General features: G+C 72.3%; 13 protein-coding genes and 1 tRNA gene. 11 read left to right on the top strand and 3 right to left on the bottom strand.

Translation table 11 applies throughout. From position 1 onward, the window contains the following. Window positions 1-26 precede the first annotated feature (26 nt). From ACFYYF_RS33295 to ACFYYF_RS33260, 8 genes are all read left to right on the top strand, one after another. Entirely contained in the window at window positions 27-2,858 is a 2,832-nt protein-coding gene (locus ACFYYF_RS33295) for a thioester reductase domain-containing protein (RefSeq protein WP_388781194.1), read from the top strand. Continuing rightward, entirely contained in the window at window positions 2,855-3,991 is a 1,137-nt protein-coding gene (locus ACFYYF_RS33290; protein ID WP_388781192.1) for an alpha/beta hydrolase, read from the top strand. The genes ACFYYF_RS33295 and ACFYYF_RS33290 overlap by 4 nt, the downstream gene beginning before the upstream one ends. Window positions 3,992-4,052: 61 nt before the next feature. After that, window positions 4,053-4,832 carry an alpha/beta fold hydrolase gene (locus ACFYYF_RS33285; protein ID WP_388781190.1) on the top strand — a complete coding sequence of 260 codons (780 nt, stop codon included), beginning with the start codon at window positions 4,053-4,055 and terminating at the stop codon, window positions 4,830-4,832. A 114-nt stretch (window positions 4,833-4,946) separates the two neighbouring features. Continuing rightward, window positions 4,947-5,022 (top strand) — tRNA-Arg (locus ACFYYF_RS33280). 106 nt (window positions 5,023-5,128) lie between these two features. Next, window positions 5,129-6,262 (top strand): gala protein, encoded by a 1,134-nt coding sequence (locus ACFYYF_RS33275; protein WP_388781188.1) that lies wholly within the window; start codon window positions 5,129-5,131, stop codon window positions 6,260-6,262. Next, complete coding sequence (locus ACFYYF_RS33270) at window positions 6,259-8,211, top strand: ankyrin repeat domain-containing protein (protein WP_388781186.1); 1,953 nt, start codon at window positions 6,259-6,261, stop codon at window positions 8,209-8,211. The genes ACFYYF_RS33275 and ACFYYF_RS33270 overlap by 4 nt, the downstream gene beginning before the upstream one ends. Continuing rightward, a complete protein-coding gene (locus tag ACFYYF_RS33265) occupies window positions 8,208-9,419 on the top strand; it encodes a sigma 54-interacting transcriptional regulator (protein WP_388781184.1) in 1,212 nt (403 codons plus the stop codon). Before ACFYYF_RS33270 ends, ACFYYF_RS33265 begins: the two co-directional genes overlap by 4 nt. A gap of 41 nt (window positions 9,420-9,460) precedes the next feature. Continuing rightward, window positions 9,461-10,621, top strand: a complete 1,161-nt coding sequence (locus tag ACFYYF_RS33260) for a VWA-like domain-containing protein (protein WP_388781182.1) — start codon at window positions 9,461-9,463, stop codon at window positions 10,619-10,621. Window positions 10,622-10,630: 9 nt separating this feature from the next. On the opposite strand, the gene ACFYYF_RS33255 is transcribed toward ACFYYF_RS33260, so the two are convergent. After that, window positions 10,631-11,863, bottom strand: a complete 1,233-nt coding sequence (locus ACFYYF_RS33255) for a serine hydrolase domain-containing protein (RefSeq protein ID WP_388781180.1) — start codon at window positions 11,861-11,863, stop codon at window positions 10,631-10,633. Window positions 11,864-11,980: 117 nt separating this feature from the next. Between ACFYYF_RS33255 and ACFYYF_RS33250 the strand changes: the two genes are divergently transcribed. After that, the gene (locus ACFYYF_RS33250) at window positions 11,981-12,577 is read left to right on the top strand and encodes a VOC family protein (protein WP_388781178.1); all 597 of its coding nucleotides are present in this window, start codon (window positions 11,981-11,983) and stop codon (window positions 12,575-12,577) included. A gap of 25 nt (window positions 12,578-12,602) precedes the next feature. Here the strand turns inward: ACFYYF_RS33250 and ACFYYF_RS33245 are convergent, their stop codons facing one another. Both ACFYYF_RS33245 and ACFYYF_RS33240 read right to left on the bottom strand, forming a co-directional pair. Further along, complete coding sequence (locus ACFYYF_RS33245; protein ID WP_388781176.1) at window positions 12,603-13,841, bottom strand: hypothetical protein; 1,239 nt, start codon at window positions 13,839-13,841, stop codon at window positions 12,603-12,605. A gap of 128 nt (window positions 13,842-13,969) precedes the next feature. After that, window positions 13,970-14,626 (bottom strand): hypothetical protein, encoded by a 657-nt coding sequence (locus ACFYYF_RS33240; protein WP_388781174.1) that lies wholly within the window; start codon window positions 14,624-14,626, stop codon window positions 13,970-13,972. Between the two features lie 297 nt (window positions 14,627-14,923). Here ACFYYF_RS33240 and ACFYYF_RS33235 point away from each other — a divergent pair, with 297 nt between their 5' ends. Further along, the gene (locus ACFYYF_RS33235) at window positions 14,924-15,472 is read left to right on the top strand and encodes a putative immunity protein (protein ID WP_388781172.1); all 549 of its coding nucleotides are present in this window, start codon (window positions 14,924-14,926) and stop codon (window positions 15,470-15,472) included. Window positions 15,473-15,653: 181 nt separating this feature from the next. Continuing rightward, the gene (gene sigJ / locus ACFYYF_RS33230) at window positions 15,654-16,598 is read left to right on the top strand and encodes an RNA polymerase sigma factor SigJ (RefSeq protein WP_388781170.1); all 945 of its coding nucleotides are present in this window, start codon (window positions 15,654-15,656) and stop codon (window positions 16,596-16,598) included. Window positions 16,599-16,686: the final 88 nt, after the last annotated feature.

Raw genomic sequence — 16,686 nt, 5'->3', positions numbered from 1 at the left:
GACAGTGCACACGGGGAAGGGCCCTTATGCGTGAAGTGAACGAGACCGCGGCGCCGTACGGCGGACAGCGGGCGACTGCCGAGGCGATCGAAAGGGGTGACGCCGGGCCGAGCGTGGAAGCCCTGCTGGCCAGGATCGGAGAGGCCGCGGCGTCGCCGGCGACAGGGACCGGCACGGCACCGACCGCCACCGGGGCGACGGCTCCAGCAACCCGTGCGGCGGCGACAGGAACCGGCACGACGGGGACCGCCGCCGGGGTGAAGGCGACCGGAGCCGGTGGGACGGCGACCGGAACCGGTGCGGCGGCGACCGCTACCAGTACGACGGCGACCGGAACCGGCACCACGGCGGCAGAGACCGGCGCTGATCCGGAGGCGGGGACCGGGGCGGCCACCGCCACGTCGGGTGCTGGCGTCGCACTGGATCACGGGGTGGTATCTCCGCTCGCCCCGTCCGTCGCGGTGGCCTCGCCCGCCCTGCCCGCCACGGTGGCCCCGCCCGCCGCGATTGCCGCGCCCGCCTCGCCCGTGGCGCCGGCCCTGACCGACGCGTTCGCCCCGCCCGCCGCCGTCGCCCCCGACGTGGACGGTCTGGCCGCCGTCGTGGCCGCGGCGGCCGCTCGGTTCGTCCCCGGAGGAGAGCTCTCACCCGACGCCGATTTCTTCGACGCCGGCGGCACCTCCGTGGGCGCCGTGGAACTCGTCGCGGCGCTCGAGGACGAGCTGGGCATGGAGATCGACCTGGACGAGGTGTTCGCCGACGCCCGACCGCGAAGCCTCGCCCGGCGCTGGCTGACCACCGCGGGCGCCACGGCGGCGCTCTCGTCCCCGGGCGGGCCGGTTACCGCGACGGCCACTTCGACGGCCGCATGGACCCAGATCCCGACCCCGACCCCGACCCCGGCCGACCAACAGGTCTCGGCCTCGCCGGACACACGAGTCCCCGTCCCGGTGAGCAATACGACCGTCGCCGCGCCCGCGACGACGGTCACGGCTCGGACCACCGGTGGCGACACCCCGTACGCCACGGCCCGTCCCGAGGACCTCGACCAGATCCTGGCCGACCTCGCCCTCGCCGACCGCCTGCCCTGGACCGGATCGCCCGAGCCCGCGGCCCCCCGCCGCATCCTGCTCACCGGCGCCACCGGATTCCTCGGCAGCCACCTGCTCCTGGATCTGCTCAGACACAGCGACGCGCACGTCCACTGCCTCGTGCGCGCGGCCGACGAGGAGGCGGCCACGGCCCGTCTCGGCGAGGCGCTGAAGGGCCACCGTCTGCCCTGGTCCGCGGAGATCCGCCGCCGGGTGACGGTGCTCCCCGGTGACATCAGGCGACCGCGCCTCGGCCTGTCCGACGAGGTCTGGAACAGACTCGCCCACGAACTGGACAGCGTCGTGGGCGTGGCGGCGGCCGTGGACTTCCTGCGCGGCTACCAGTCGCTGCGGCAGAGCAACGTCATCGGCGCGCTGACCCTCGCGGAACTCGCGGCCACCGGCCCGCCCAAACCGCTGCACCACATCTCCTCGATCGCGGTCTTCAACGAGGTCGGCATCACCTCCATGGGCGAGGACGACCCGCTTGCCCACGTCGACCGTCTCGTCGCGGGCTACGACCAGACGAAATGGGCCGCCGAGGTCGCCCTGCGGCGGGCCCGCGACCACGGTCTGATCGTCACCGCCATGCGCCCGGGAGGCATCGGAGGCCACACCCGGACGGGCGCGCACAACCCGCAGGACCTCAGCAGCGGCCTCATCGCCGCCTTCGGCCGCTTCCGCACCGTTCCCGCCTTCCACTGCCTGAACGCGGCCCCGGTGGACTGGGTGAGCCGGGTCGCGGCCGCCGTCATCTGCGAACCCGACGCCTGGGGCTTCGACTACAACCTGACCGGCGTACCCAACACCCTCGACGACGTCGTACGGGACATGGCGTTCGGCGGAATGCACGTGCGCGTACAGGACTGGGACGAGTGGCGCACCGACGTCCTGGCCCGACTGGAAGCCGACCCCGTTCCCGAACTCGAATTCCTCACCCGGGTGTTGCGCAGTCCCACGGCACTCAAGCTGTGCGAGGCGACCCTGAAGGGGCCCGCGGCGACCGGCGAACGCACCGCCGCGCTCGTCGAAGCCCTGGGACTGAGTCCCGCGGCCCGCTACGACGCCCAGGCTCAGCTCACGACGTTCGAACGGCTCGCCCAGGACGGTCTCGCCCGGATTCCCCACAAGGACGACCAGCCCTACCTGTGGTTCTCCGAGACCACCGAAGGCGCGGTGGGCCCGGCCGGCGCCGCCACCGACACTCCCTGCTCGATGGCTCTCACCCTCTCCATCGCCAGCATGTACCAATTGGTGAAGGAGCGCCGGGTGGACGTCAGCGGTGAGCTGGTGTGCGCCGCGGTCCATCCCGCGCCGCTGGTCGTGGAACGCGGTGACGTCTGGGTCCGCCCCGAGGAGGGCATACCGCAGCGGCACGGGATGCGCCACCAACTCCTGCGCTACCGGCTGACGTTGGTCGACACGGGCGGCGACCGTTGGTGGCTGGAGGGGCACAAGTACGCCCGCGCCCGTCGAGACGTGTGGCGGCAGACCCGCGCGCTGAGCGTCGAGATCGGCCGCGAGGGCGAACCGGCCTGTCTCGCCGGTGAACTCGTCGTGCCCGCGGACAGCTACGTGCGCGACCAGATCGACGGCATCAAGGTCGACCCGCGACTGACCGGGCGGGAGAAGCGCGCCGCCAAGCTGACCTGGCTCGCCTGGTTCGGCATGGAGATGGGCCGCGGCCTGCTCGGCCCCTTCGCCCGCGCCACCGCGGACCTCCTCGACCTGCGCCGCACCCCGACCCCCTCGGAGCGTCACCGATGATCCTCAGAACCGCCAACTCCCGGTACAGGCAGCCGATCCGCAAGGTCAGGACCGGCACGGCCCTGCGCCCGCTGCGCCATCGGCTCGACCCGTCACGCGTCGAGGAGATCCCCTTCCGGGCCGGGGACGGCGTACGTCTCGGTCTCACCCGCATCGACAGCGGGGAGCGGGACCGGCCCGCCGTGCTGCTCCTGCACGGCCACACCGCGTCCGCCGACATGTTCCTGCTGCCCGAGACCCGCAATCTGGTCGACGTCCTGCTCGACGACGGCTACGAACCCTGGCTGCTCGACTGGCGCGGCAGCTGCCGGCTGCCCTACAACGAGACCGGCCAGAGGTACACGTACGACGATGTCGCCCTCCACGACATCCCCGACGCCGTCGCCCGCATCCGCGAACGCATCGGTGACCGGCCGCTGTTCGTGGTCGCCCACTGCATCGGTTCCCTCGCCCTGTCGATGAGCATGACGGCGGGACTGGTGCCCGGGCTCGCGGGCGTCGTCTCCCAGGGCGTGTTCCTGACGCCCAAGCTCGCGGGACGGACCTCGCTGCGGATGACGGTGGCGGGCGAACTGTTGAAGAGCCGGATCGACCACATCCCGGTCGACTTCCGCAAGGTGGGTCTCCGGTCGAGGTACACGCCGCTGTTCGCACTGGCGTCCCGCGGGGCGGCCTGCCCGGACCCGACCTGTCAGATCCTCCACAACTCGGCCTGGGGCTCGGGGGCTTCGCTGTTCCTGCACGAGAACCTGTCCGACGCCACGCACGACCGGCTCGCCGAACTCCTCGGACCGGCCCCGCTGTGGATCCTGCCGCACCTGCGCCGGATCGAACTGGCCCGCAGCGTCGTCCGCTGGCACGACACCGACCACCGCTACCGGGCGCTGCCGCCGAACGCGCTGGACGCGGCGGCCCGCATCGACACGCCGGTGCTGCTGCTCGCGGGCAGCGAGAACGGACTGTGGCTGGACTCGCAGCGGCTGTGCCACGAGGTGCTGGCACACCGCCGACCCGAGCTGGACGTGTCGTACACCGAGATTCCCGCCTACGGTCACCTCGACACGTTCCTGGGCCGGGGTGCCGCCCTCGACGTCTTCGGCCACATCCTCGAATTCCTCGGCGAACGACGGTGACGGCGGGCCCCGTCGCCCGTTACCGTACCGACCAGTAACCAGACCGCACCCAGGAGGCAGCATGCCGCAGCTCGAAGTCGACGGCGCCGCGCTGACGTACGACGACGAGGGCCCCCGCGACGGCGACGGTGTGCCCCTGGTGTTCATCCACGGCTGGACCGCCGACCGGCACCGCTGGGACCACCAGATGGAGCACTTCGCCCAGAAGCGACGGGTCGTCCGGCTGGACCTGCGCGGGCACGGGGAGAGCCAGGGGTCGGGCCGGCGAACCGTGGCCGAGCTGGCCGACGACGTACTCGCCGTCCTCGACCACCTGGAGCTCGACCGGTTCGTCCTCGTCGGCCACTCGATGGGCGGGATGATCGCGCAGACCCTGACGCTCGCCCACCCCGAGCGGGTCGAGCGGCTGGTGCTGGTGAACTCGATCAGCAGGATGACGTACAGCCGGGGGAGGGGACTGCTGATGGCGGTCTCGACCAAGGTGCCGTTCAAGCTGTTCGTGGCCGCGAACATCCAGCGGGCCTTCGCCCCCGGCTACCCGCGCGAGAAGATCCGCGAGTACGTCCGCGCCTCGGGCGACACGCCCCGCGAGGTCGTCATGACCTGCTACGGCGCCATGCGGGCCTTCGACGTCCTGGACCGCCTCGGCGAGATCCGCACCCCCACCCTCCTGATCCACGGCTACCACGACATCCAACTGCCCGTCTCCCAGATGCTCCGGATGGCGAAGGCCTACCCGGACGCCGTGGTGCGGATCGTGGACGCGGGCCACGAACTGCCCGTGGAGAAGCCGGCCGAACTCACCACAGCGCTCGACAGCTTCCTCAACGGGAAGGCGTAGCCGAGTGGTTCGGACCCGGCCGGCAGTCGCACATCCTCCACCCGGCCTGGACGTCCACGGATTGGGCCGACCGGGTGTCGGCGCGGACGCGGCGGTGGTTATGATCACCGTGGCAAGGCTGTAGCGCAGAGGTCGTCGCGCCCAAGCATCGAGCTGGAGGACGTCGGTTCGAATCCGGCCGGTCTTGCCACCCTTTTCGTGGAGGAATGTCGATTGGCGTCGGTTCACCCCCGGAGGGCGGAGAGCGATGCCGCTCTCCGCGCGCCGGGCACCGGCGATGGACCGGTGGAGTGGTGATGACGCAGCCGACGCCCGTACGCTGCCCCGCGATCGAGCATCCCGACATCCCGATCAGCGAGCCCGCCGCCCTGGAACCGCTGCTCGCCCGGCTGCGGTCCGCCCGCCCGGTCGAGACCGACGAGACGTTCCCGCTCGGCACGGTGCGCGCCGACGGGCGCGTCGACCTGTGCAAGCAGGGACTCGGTCCCGGCGGGGCCGCCCGGCTCATGCCCGTGGCGGCCAGCTCCCCGCACGCCGCGCACGTCCTCCTCGGCACCAACGCCATCGGCGACGAGGGAGCCCGCACGGTCGCCGACGCGCTCGCGGGCGACCACGGCCTGCACACGCTCTACCTCGGCTGCAACCGCATCGGCCCCGAGGGAGTCGACGCGCTCGCCGCCGCGCTGACGACGGACACCACCGTCCACGCCCTGTGGCTCAAGCGCAACCCGGTGGGCGACCACGGAGCCCGCGCCCTCGCCGCGATGCTCCGCCGCAACACCACACTGCGCACCCTCGACCTGGTCAACACCGCACTGTCCACCGACGGGCTGGGCACCCTGTGCGCAACCCTCATCGACCGGCCCAGCCCCGTGGAACGCCTCTTCCTCGGCGGCAACGGCCTGACCGCCGAAGCCGCCCCGCTCCTGGCGGCGTTGATCCGCGACGCGGGCGTACGCGAGCTGTACCTCCCCGCCAACCACCTCGGAGACGAGGGCGCCGCGATCCTCGCGGCAGCCGCCGACCCCACCCGGCCCGTACGCCTCGGCCTCGGCGGCAACGGCATCGGCCCCGCCGGTGCCCGCGCCCTCGCCGACTCCCTCGGCGGCATCGAGGCACTGGACCTCGGACGGCCGCTGTCGGAGCGCAGCCTCGGCGCCCCCGCCAACACCACCGGCGACGAAGGCGCCCACGCGCTGGCCGCCGCCCTCCCCGGAAGCCCGCTGCGCAGACTGGAGTTGTGCCACACCGGCCTGACCGGACGGGGCGCGAAGACCCTGCTGGCCGCCGTGCCCGACAACTCGCGTCTCGAATACGTCGGTCTGGGCCCCGGCCTGCCCCGCAAGGTGAAGCGGTCCTTCACCCAGCGCCTGCGGCCCGTCGGCAGGGCGCACCCCGACCTGCGCGCGATAGGGAGCGTCTACCGTTGAGCCCCCGTGGCGAACTCCGCTGCTTCCCCGCCGACGAGGCGTCGAGCCGGCGCCGCATCCGCCGGTACGCGGTGCCCCGCCGGATGATCGAACGCGCCGCCGCCTCCCGGCTGGCCGGTGACTGGCGGGGAGCCTGCGCGGCGGCGAACGTCGACGTCGACTTCACCCTGTCCGAAGTGGCCGAGCACTGCGGCGACGACGTCGCCACGGCCCTGGAGGACGACCTCCGCCACCTCGCCCCCGACCTGCTGCGCTGGCATCTGCCGCGCATACTCGGCGGGCGGACCACCCTCGCCACGGACCGGACGGTCGTTCTCGCGCGCTACCGGCCCAAGGCCGCCGACGAAGACCGCCTGACCACGCCCTACTTGCACATCACCACCCCCGCGATGGTCGAAGGGCCGCAGCGGATCACCCTGCGGTTCGGCACGGTCGAGGCCGAGCGGGCCGCGGGAGTCTTCGGGCCGGGCACCGAGGACTGGCGGTACGCGCGCCACCTGTGGGACGTACGGAACACCGCCGAACTGCTCGAACGCTGCGGCGGGAGCGACCGGCCGCCGTTCTTCCACGCCGACGCCACCCCGCGCGGCTCCGACGAACTGCCCACGGCCGATCCCGGCGCGAGCGACCCGGCCGCACGGTCCGAGTGGGCCACGCTGCTGCACCAGAAGGGCGAGACACGGGCAGCCCTCGCCGCCGCCGGCATCGAGGCGGACCTGACACCCATCGAGAACTCGCGCTGGTACCAGGTCGACCTGGAACAGCTCCTGGAAGGCACCGCGCTCGACCACACCCGTCTGGAGCCGGAGATCCGCCGGCTGACGGCCGAGGGCGTCGGCGACCGCTTCGTCGTCGCCGCCCACTGGCGGACCTACATCCTCCTGGAGCCCGCGGCCGGCGGCGGACTGCTGATGCGAGCCGTCGACCGGGACGAGTTCAAGGGCGTCCCGGTGCTCGCCGAGGCACTGTGGCGCAGGCTCCCCGACCTCGACCTCATGCGCGCCGGGGGCATCGCCGCGGAACATCTCCACCCGCTCGTCCGCGAGGCACTGTTCCCCGCGCTCCCCGTCGCGGCATCCCCGGCCGGCCCACCGGGGCCGACGGCCCCCGAACCGGTGCGGGTCAGGTGTCGCGGGGAATGGCACGAGGTGGCCTTCCGTCCCGGCGGCCTGCTGTCCATGCCGCACACCGACGCGGAACAGCAGCGCGAGCGCGCCCTGCGCGCCTTCGGCGGCGCCGTCGCCGGATGCTTCGCCATGGAACAGACGTGGACCTCCGGAGACGGCCGCCTGCCGAAGGCACTGCGGGCACAGCGCAACGACCTGTTCCTGCGCTGCCAGCACGGCGACACCTCCGGCGTGCTCGAACTCCTCGACGCCGGTGTCGATCCGCGTGTCCGGGACCCCAAGGGCCGTACGCTGCTGCACCTGTTGAACCTCCTCGACCATGAGCCGCTCCTGCCGCGACTGCTGGCGGCCGGGCTCGACCTCGAGGCACGCGACCAGCGAGAACGCACCCCGCTGTACGTGGCGGTGAACGACCTCGGTTCGAAGGCGCTGGTCAAGGCGCTCGTCGCCGCCGGCGCACGGCTCGACGTGGTCGACGAGTCGGAGCTGTCGCTCGCCCAGATCGTCCGCCGCTACAAGCGGCGCGACCTGGCCTTCCTGCAGAAGCGCGTCCAGACGGAGCACCCCGGCATCGGCGCCGACTGGTGGGACGAATGGATGGAGGAGGAGGCGGACGACTACGCCGACGAGCCCGACGAGCCCGAGGACGAATTCGAACCCGACGTGACTGACGGCGAGTTGACCCCTGACGTGGCTGCTGACGTGTTCGCACCCCACGAGCCCGCGGACGAGGACGAACCAGCGGATGTGGACGAGCCCGCCGACGGGGACGATACCGCCCGAGAAGACGAGCCCGCCGACGAGGAGAGGCTGCCCCTGTGAGCACCGACGTGACCGCCCCCACGGCGCCGTCCGGCCCGCTGGCGGCTGCGGACGACCTCAACCGCAGGCTGCGTACGCACCGCACGGAACCCGCCGCGAACCCTCAACTGGAGGCGCTTGCACTGGCCGTGACGGCCAATCAGCCCGTCCTGCTCTGGGGAGAACCGGGCATCGGCAAGTCGGCCGCCCTGGAACAGCTCGCCGGCGGGCTCGGCCTGCCGCTGGAGACGGTCATCGCCAGCGTGCACGAACCCTCCGACTTCGCGGGACTCCCCATCGTCGGTGACGACCCGGCCGCGACCGGCGTCCCGATGGCCCCGCCGGACTGGGCGGTCCGTCTCGCCAAGGCCGGGCAGGGCCTGCTCTTCTTCGACGAACTCTCCTCCGCGCCGCCCGCCGTGCAGGCGGCTCTGCTGCGCGTGGTGCTCGAACGACGCGTGGGCAGCCTGGTCCTGCCGGAGGCCGTACGCATCGTCGCCGCGGCCAACCCGCCCTCCAGCGCGGCCGACGGCTGGCACCTCAGCCCGCCGCTCGCCAACCGGTTCGTCCACCTCGAATGGACCCACGATCCCCGGACCGTCGCCCGCGGCCTGGCCGGAACCTGGCCCGAAGTGACCGTGCCCGTCGTCGGCGCCGCCAAGGTGCCGGGCGCGGTCGCGCGGGCCCGCGGTGCGATATCCGGCTTCCTCACGGCCCGGCCCGGTCTCGTCCACCACATCCCCGGCGACGCCGGGAGCCGCGGCCGGTCGTGGCCATCTCCCCGTACCTGGGAGATGGCGCTCAAGCTGCTCGCCACCGGATACGCGGCCGGCGCCGGCCGGGAGGCGCTGGCCGCCGCGCTCACCGGTGCCGTCGGGGACGGCTCGGGGCTGGAGCTGCTGTCGTACCTCGAACACCTCGACCTGCCCGACCCGGACCGCGTCCTCGCCGACCCCGAGGCCTTCGCCCTGCCCGACCGGGGAGACAGGCAACTGGCGTTCCTCATCGCGGTGGTCGCCGCCATCCAGAGCGACCTCACCCGACCCCGCTGGGAGGCGGGCTGGGTGGTCCTGGCGAAGGCCGTGGACGCGGGCGTGCCGGACGTGGCCGCCCGCGCCGCCACCGACCTCGCGATGATGCGGCACCTCGACTGGCCCGTACCGCCCGGCATCGACGGGTTCCTCGACCTGCTGCAGATGTCGGGGGCGCTGCCCGGCGGCGGCCGGTGACGGCTGCCGGGACCACGGGGGACGCCCGTGGTGCCCTGGACATGACCAAACTGCTCGCCGCCCGGTACCGGGCGGCGAGCGACCGGCCCTATCTGGCGGCCGCGTTGTACTCCCTGACCGTCGTGCCGAGCACACAGGTGCCCACGATGGGAGTGGACCGGCACTGGCGCTGCTACGTGTCCCCCGCCTTCGTCGAGGCAACAGCGGTGCCCGAGCTCGCGGGCGTGTGGGTGCACGAGGTGGCGCACCTGCTGCGCCACCACCACGGCCGGGCTGACCGGCTCCCCGCCGCCGCCCAGCGCGACGGGCACCGCGTCAACGTCGCCCAGGACTGCGAGATCAACGACGATCTGCTCTCCGACGGACTGCGTCTGCCCGAAGGGCGCATGGAACCACGGCTGTTCGGCCTTCCCGAGGGCCGGCTGTTCGAGGAGTACCTGGACCGGCTGCCCCCCGAGGTACGTACACCGGACTGCGGATCGGGTGCCCACGGCCGGCCCGCACCCTGGGAGCTGCCGGGAGAGTCCGGGACCGCACGCATCGGGGACATCGAGGCACAGGCACTGCGGCGGCAGACCGCCGACGCGATGCGCGCCCATCAACGCTCGCACGGCACCCTGCCCGGGGGCTGGCAACGCTGGGCCGAGGAGATCCTGGAACCCACGGTGGACTGGCGCCAGGCGTTGTCCGGCGCCGTCCGCGAAGCCGCAGCGTGGGCGGGCGGAGCCGTCGACTACACCTATCGCCGCCCCTCGCGCCGCACCCCGGCGCTGCGCGGTGTCGTGATGCCCAGCCTGCGCCGGCCGCTGCCGAGGGTGGCCGTGGTCATCGACACCTCCGGTTCGATGGGCGATGCCGAACTGGCCGCCGCCCTCGCGGAGGTGACGGGAGTCCTGCGGGAGGTGGGTGTACGAGGCAATCGCGTGACCGTGCTGGCGTGCGACGCCGATGTCCAGGCCGTGTCCCGGGTCGTGGCCACCGAACAGATCACCCTGGGCGGCGGTGGCGGCACGGACATGCGCGTCGGCATCGAGGCCGCGCTCGCGATGCCGGACCGCCCCAACATCGTCGTCGTCCTCACCGACGGGCTCACTCCCTGGCCCGATCAGAACCTGCCCTGCCGCGTCATCGCGGCCCTGATCGGCTCGACCGCACCGCAGCCCCCGAGCTGGGTGGAGACGGTCCGCATCCCCACCACCTGAGCCGCGCGGTCAGCCGAAGTCGGGGATCGGGTGCCCGGGAGCCAGCGCCGCGGCGATGCGCTGGGTGATCGTGTGCGCGGTGTGACCGGCCGGGGTGTCGGGTCCCTGCGTCGTCGAGACCGCGATGGCCAGGCGCTGGGACGGCAGGTACGCCATCGAGGCGGAGTAGCCGAAGAACAACGGGTGCTGCGACACCCAGTCACCCAGGACGAGCACGCCCATGCCGTAATGGGTGGCCTCGGTCTGGGCGATGCAGACCGTCGCGGGGCACTTGGCGGTGGGCGTGCCGAGCCCCACCGTCCCGGGGTTCAGCAGTTCCCGGTAGGCGGAGGAGGAGAGCAGTTCGCCCGAACCGACGCCGGCCGCGGAGCGGGCCAGGTCACAGATGTCGGTGGTCTCCACCGCGCCGGGAGCGGTCGTCCACGAGGGGTTCCAGAAGCTGGACTCCTCGTACGTGCCCCGGTCGGAGGTGAAGGCGTGCAGGACGGGGGAGGGGATGCCGGGCGTGAAGCTGTTGCGGGTCTCGTGCAGTCCGAGCGGGTCGAGCACCTCCCGCTGGAGCAGCACGTCCAGCGGGGTCCCGGTGATCTTCTCCAGGGCGGCGCCCAGGAGGACGAAGTTGGCGTGCGAGTAGCTCCAGTTGGTGCCCGGCGCGTACCAGCGCGGCAGGCTCGTGGAGATGGCCACCAGTTCCTTCGCCGTCCACTGGCGGAACGGGTTCGCGTAGACCGCCTCGCCGAATCCGGGGGCGGTCACGTAGTCGACGAGACCGGTGGTCGAGGCGCCCAGCATCCGCAGGGTGATCCGCCGCCCGTCGGCGAGGCCGGGCAGCCAGCGCGCGACCGGGTCGTCCAGGTCGACCTTGCCCTGATCGACCAGCTTCAGCAGCGCGGTGCCCATGTAGCTGATGGCCACGTTGCCGTTGCGGAAGTGCATGGCGGGGTCCGCCGGGACCCCGGTCATCGACTCGCCGAGGGCGGTGGTGACGATCTCGCGGCCGTCGAGTGTGACCCGCAGCGTCACGGACTTGAGATCCATCTCCTTCCTGGCCTGCTCCGCGACCCGCAGGACGTCCTGTGCCCGACCGCGGTCGGGAATCCGGGAACCGGTGCAGGGCCGGCGATGACCGCCCTCGCCCGCGGCACCGCCGACGGCCACGGCCGGTGTGCTCAGAGCGACGAGTGCGGTGAGTGCGGCGGCGACGACACGTCGCGACCGCTTCTGGGACCGGGCTGATTTCATGGCCGGAGTATCGGCCGGGCCCACCACGACGGCGGCGATGCCGACGACGACCCGCGCGAAGATCACCCGTTGGCGGACAATGACGAGCGGACGGATTCGACGGGTTGGGGGAACGGGATGCTGACGGGGATCGTGGTCGACGCGCTGGACGCCGGGCGCATGGACCGCTTCTGGCGGGACGCGGTACAGGGCCGCACGGGCGGTCTGCGCCTGCGGTTCGTGCCGACCGTGACGCCGAAGCCGTCGTCGCACAAGAACCGACTTCACCTCGACCTGGCCGGGGGACCGGACTGGGAAGCCGAGGTGGCACGCCTGGTCGCACTCGGGGCGAGGCCGGTCGACATCGGTCAAGGGAACGTTCCCTGGGACGTGTTGGCCGATCCGGAGGGCAACGAATTCTGCGTGCTGCGGCCCGGACACCCCGGCGTGCTCGCCGACTCCGGCCTCGTGGCCGTCTGCCTCGACGTCGCCGAGGAGGACCGCCACGCTCAAGCGACGTTCTGGCAGTCCGAGGCGGGATGGCACGCGGTCGAGCAGCATGATTGGGGCGTCCGGCTGCGCCACGAACCCTCCAGCCCCGTCTCCCTGGTGATGGGGCCGCCCGCGGCGCCGAAGGCGGGACGGAACAGGCTGCGCCTGGAGGTCACCCGACCCGACGCGAAACCAGGCGAGTTCCTCGACGCGGCCGGGAACGAGTTCCACGTCAGCCACTGAGGCCGTGCCATCCCGCAACTCCCGGCTATCCACGCCCACGTGACGCTCGCACCCGGACGCCTCGCATACCCGTCCGCGTGAACGCCGCCGACCGCCACGCCGGCCGGAGACCCGCCGTGCCGGTGCCCGACAGCCGGGGATGATCGACCTCCGCCTCGCGGTCCCCGTACAGCATGGTCACGTTGATGCGGAGATTTTCGTAGCCGGGGTGGAAGCGGACGGCGTCCGAGGCGTGAAAGAGGTCGGAGTTGAAGATCACGGCCCGGTTCTGCCGGTAGGGGATCGTCATGCTGCGGGCCCGTCGGCCTCGCAGGAACGGCCGGATCACGTCCTGGCGGCCGTTGTACGTGTCGAAGCCCCAGGACAGGGGCGCGTCCACGTCGTGCACGACCAGGCCGCCCGAGTTCTCGTCAGCGTTGGCGTCGTTCGGGGTGACCCAGAAGTTGACGTTGACGGCGGCGAAGTCGGCGTGCGTCGTGACGTCGGCCGGCACCTGGGGACCGCACTTGAAGCCCCACATCTGACGCAGCGGGTATCGGTCTCCGATGAGCCGGGGCAGGGCGGCCCGCAGTTCCTCGGCGATCTGCATGAGCAGGGGCGACATGAACCCGTCCTGCATGAGTGCGCCGAGCCGGCCGTGGGCGTAGCGGTTGCCGAACCAGACCGTCGACTCCAGACAGAACCGGTACAGCTCGGCCAGCGCCTCCTCCGTGAGGAAGTCGTCCACGTACACCACACCGGGCGCGTTCGCCAGGTACTGCTCCTCGACGCACGCGGGATCCCAGCGCCGGGACAGGGCTCGCGCGATGCGCGGTGAGTCGCGCACGTGCAGCAGACGGTTGTAGGTGCCGGCGATGCACCGGTTGGCATCGGAGTCCAAGGGCTCCCGGGCGTCGGGGCCTTGAGCCGCCAGCCGGTCACGGACAGCCTGGTAGGCGTCGATGACCGGGCCGTACTCCGTGCCCAGCAGCCCGAGGCGTCGCAGGTAGTGCATCTGGTCGATGTCGTGCTGCAGCTTCGGGACGCTCAGGGGGATGGTCGAGCGCGCCGCCGGGTCGGAGGAAGTGCCCCAGCGCAGTTGGGCGAAGAGCGAGGCGCACGCCTCGGCGAACGGGAAGTCGCTGTGCTCCAGGGCCGCCTTGAGCACGTCCGGCGCCCACGCCAAACCATCGGCGGCCGGGCGCAGTTCGTCCCGCAGCAGCGGCAGGGCCTCGTCCCGGCGCCCCGAAGTCGCCAGTAGGAGCGCCAACTCGCGGCGCGGCAAGGGGTTTTGAGGGTCGGCCCGGACGGTGTCGCGGAGAACACGCGCCGCGTCCTCCGCACGGCCGGTTCCGGCAGCCGCCCTCGCACGGGCGACCACCGATCCGGCGTCCCACCGATCCTCCGCGCGGTTCATCCGAGCCGGAAGACGTCGCGTGCCTGGAGCTCCACCGCGTAGCGGGCCAGACCGTTGAGGGTCACCGAGGCGTACGCGGGCACGAACTGCGCACTGAACGCCTGGGCGTCGTCCTCCGCCTGGACGTGGACGTAGGTGGTCCAGGTGATGTTCGTGACGAACGGAGTGGTGCCCCGGGCCTGGATGCCGACGTTCTCCTGGTCCGCCGCCGCTTGCGCCTCCTGTCCACCGTCCCTCTGGGCGGCGATGGTCTGCGCGACATGGAGGTTGACGAAGTAGTGCAGCAGATCGTCGGTGAGCCCGTAGAGCCCGGTATCCGCCGCGCATCCGTGCATCAGCGTGGCTACGACTTCCCGGGCACCGTGGCTGACGGTCGCCTCGCAGAAGTCGGCGAGGAACTGTCCGCCGGTGGGCACCTCGTCCCGGTGCAGGCGCACGTACTCCTCGAACCACTGCAGCAGCTTCGGGCTGGCGAACACCGAGTAGATGAGCCGGTCGGTGAGGGCCGCCTCCTCATCCGAGACGGACGGGCCCGCGAGGTAGTCCATCAGGATCTGGGACGGACCGGTGATGAACTGCTCTCGCAGGAGAAAGTCCGTCTCCATGGCCCGGAACAGTGCGTCGATACGGCGCACGGTCGCGGCACGGGACATCACAGCGGATGGTTGTGTGCCCAATGTCTTCTCCTCCGGTCGCGTCGATCAGGCAGGCCAGCGGTTGCTGAACCGCGAGAAGACCTCTAGCTAAGGGGGAAGCCGCCGCGGGACGCCTCGCGGCACGCCGCAGGTCAAAGTGCCTGGTGCAGGTTCACACGTATGGCGCGCGGCACCCGCCCCACGCCCGGGCCCGCCTGCGTCCGCCTCGCCCTGCCCGTTCCGGGCTCTCGCGGGCCTCCGGAACCCCTGCCCCCTGCCCCCGGCCCATCCACCGCGATGGCCGAGGATGGAGGCGTGGCAGGGGACGAGAGTGAGATCGCTCTGAGCAAGCAGGAGCTTCGTGAGGTCACCGGGTTCGCCGCGGCGTGCGCGGACGTGGTGCTGGAGGTGTTCGAGACCGATCGGCCGGACGACGCGCGGCCGCGCGAGGCCGTCGGCGCCGCGTGGGACTTCGCTCGGGGCGGCGAACGGGGGAAGCCGCTGCGCGACACGGCGTGGGCGGCCCTGAAAGCGGCCAAGAACGCGGACACGGCGGCCGCTCGTGAGGCCGCCCGGGCGGCGATGGCCGCGGCGGGCGCCGCCTACCTGCATCCGCTGGCCAAGGCGACCCAGGTGAAGCACATTCTCGGAGCCGCCGCACACGCCGCCAGGGCGGCCGAACTCGCGGCCGGTGACGAGCCGGGCACCGGTGCCGAACACATCGCGCGAGCGGTGCGCCTCGCGACACCGGTCGTGGTGGACGTACTCCGTCGCTTCCCGGCGGCACCCGACGGCGGTGGACGGGTGGGTGAACTGACGCGGCTGCTGGACGCGGACCTTCGTTCACTCACCTTCACGGAATAGCGTCCGGCGGCGCCGGGCTCGATCCCGTTCGCCCGGCGTCGGGCCCGTACCGCCTGGCGTGCTCTCGTCCGCGTACCGCAGTACGCGTCGGTCGTGGCGGTCAACAGGTGTGCGGGACCCGGTCCTTGCCGGACGGAGGGCCGCCTGCCGTTCCGGCGCGCGGGCGCCTAAGATCGCGGGCATGGCCCTGAGCATGAGTGACGTGGACCGGTTCGAGGCAGCCAGGCCCCGGCTGGAGGCCATCGGCTACCGGCTGCTCGGCTCGGCGGGTGAGGCGGAGGACGCCGTGCAGGAGACCTTCCTGCGCTGGCAGGCCGCCGACATCGGCCGGATCGAGGTGCCCGAGGCCTGGCTGACCAAGGTCCTCACCAACCTCTGCCTCAACCAGCTCACTTCGGCCCGCGCGCGGCGGGAGACGTACGTGGGCCGGTGGCTCCCCGAACCGCTGCTCGCCGGCGACGCGATGCTCGGCCCCGCCGACACCGCCGAACAGCGCGAGTCCGTCTCGTACGCCGTCCTCGTCCTGCTGGAGCGCCTGTCGCCCAAGGAACGGGCGGTGTACGTGCTGCGGGAGGCCTTCGACTACCCGCACCGGGAGATCGCCGAGATCCTGGACATCACCGAGGCGACCGGACAGCAGATCTACCACCGGGCCAAGAAGCACGTCGCCGAGGGCAGGGCGCGCACCGAGGTCGACGAGGCCACCGCCCGGCGGATCGTCGAGGAGTTCCTGGCGGCGGCGACCAGCGGCCGCACCGAACCGCTGGTCCGCCTGCTCACCCAGGACGCCGTCTCCGTCGGCGACGGCGGCGGCAAGATCCCGGCCCGCGCGAAGGCGTTCGAGGGCGCGCAGGCGGTCGCCACGTTCCTGCGGGGACTGTTCAAGCCCAGCGACGCCAAGCGGAAGTACATCGGCGGAGCGCCCGACATGTACGCCACGATCGCCAACGGGGGACCCGCGATCGTCGCGGTCGTGGACGGCCGGGTCGTCGGGATCACCTGCCTGGAGGTCACCGCGGACGGCATCGTGGCGGTCCGCAGCCAGGTCAACCCCGACAAGCTCGTCCGCGCGACCGAGCAGTGGGCCGCCACGGACCACGGGGAGGGCCCGCTCTACACCCTCTGATGCAGTGTGGCGCTGATGTGGTGTGGCGCAGGTCACATTCCGATCCTGTCAGGAAACGCGGGGCTGCCCGGTTCAAGGGGCGACACCA

The organism is Streptomyces sp. NPDC001914, assembly GCF_042891215.1.
Classification (GTDB): domain Bacteria; phylum Actinomycetota; class Actinomycetes; order Streptomycetales; family Streptomycetaceae; genus Streptomyces.
Note: the sequence above shows the minus strand (reverse complement) of the source record. Positions and strands in the feature narration are given on the sequence as shown.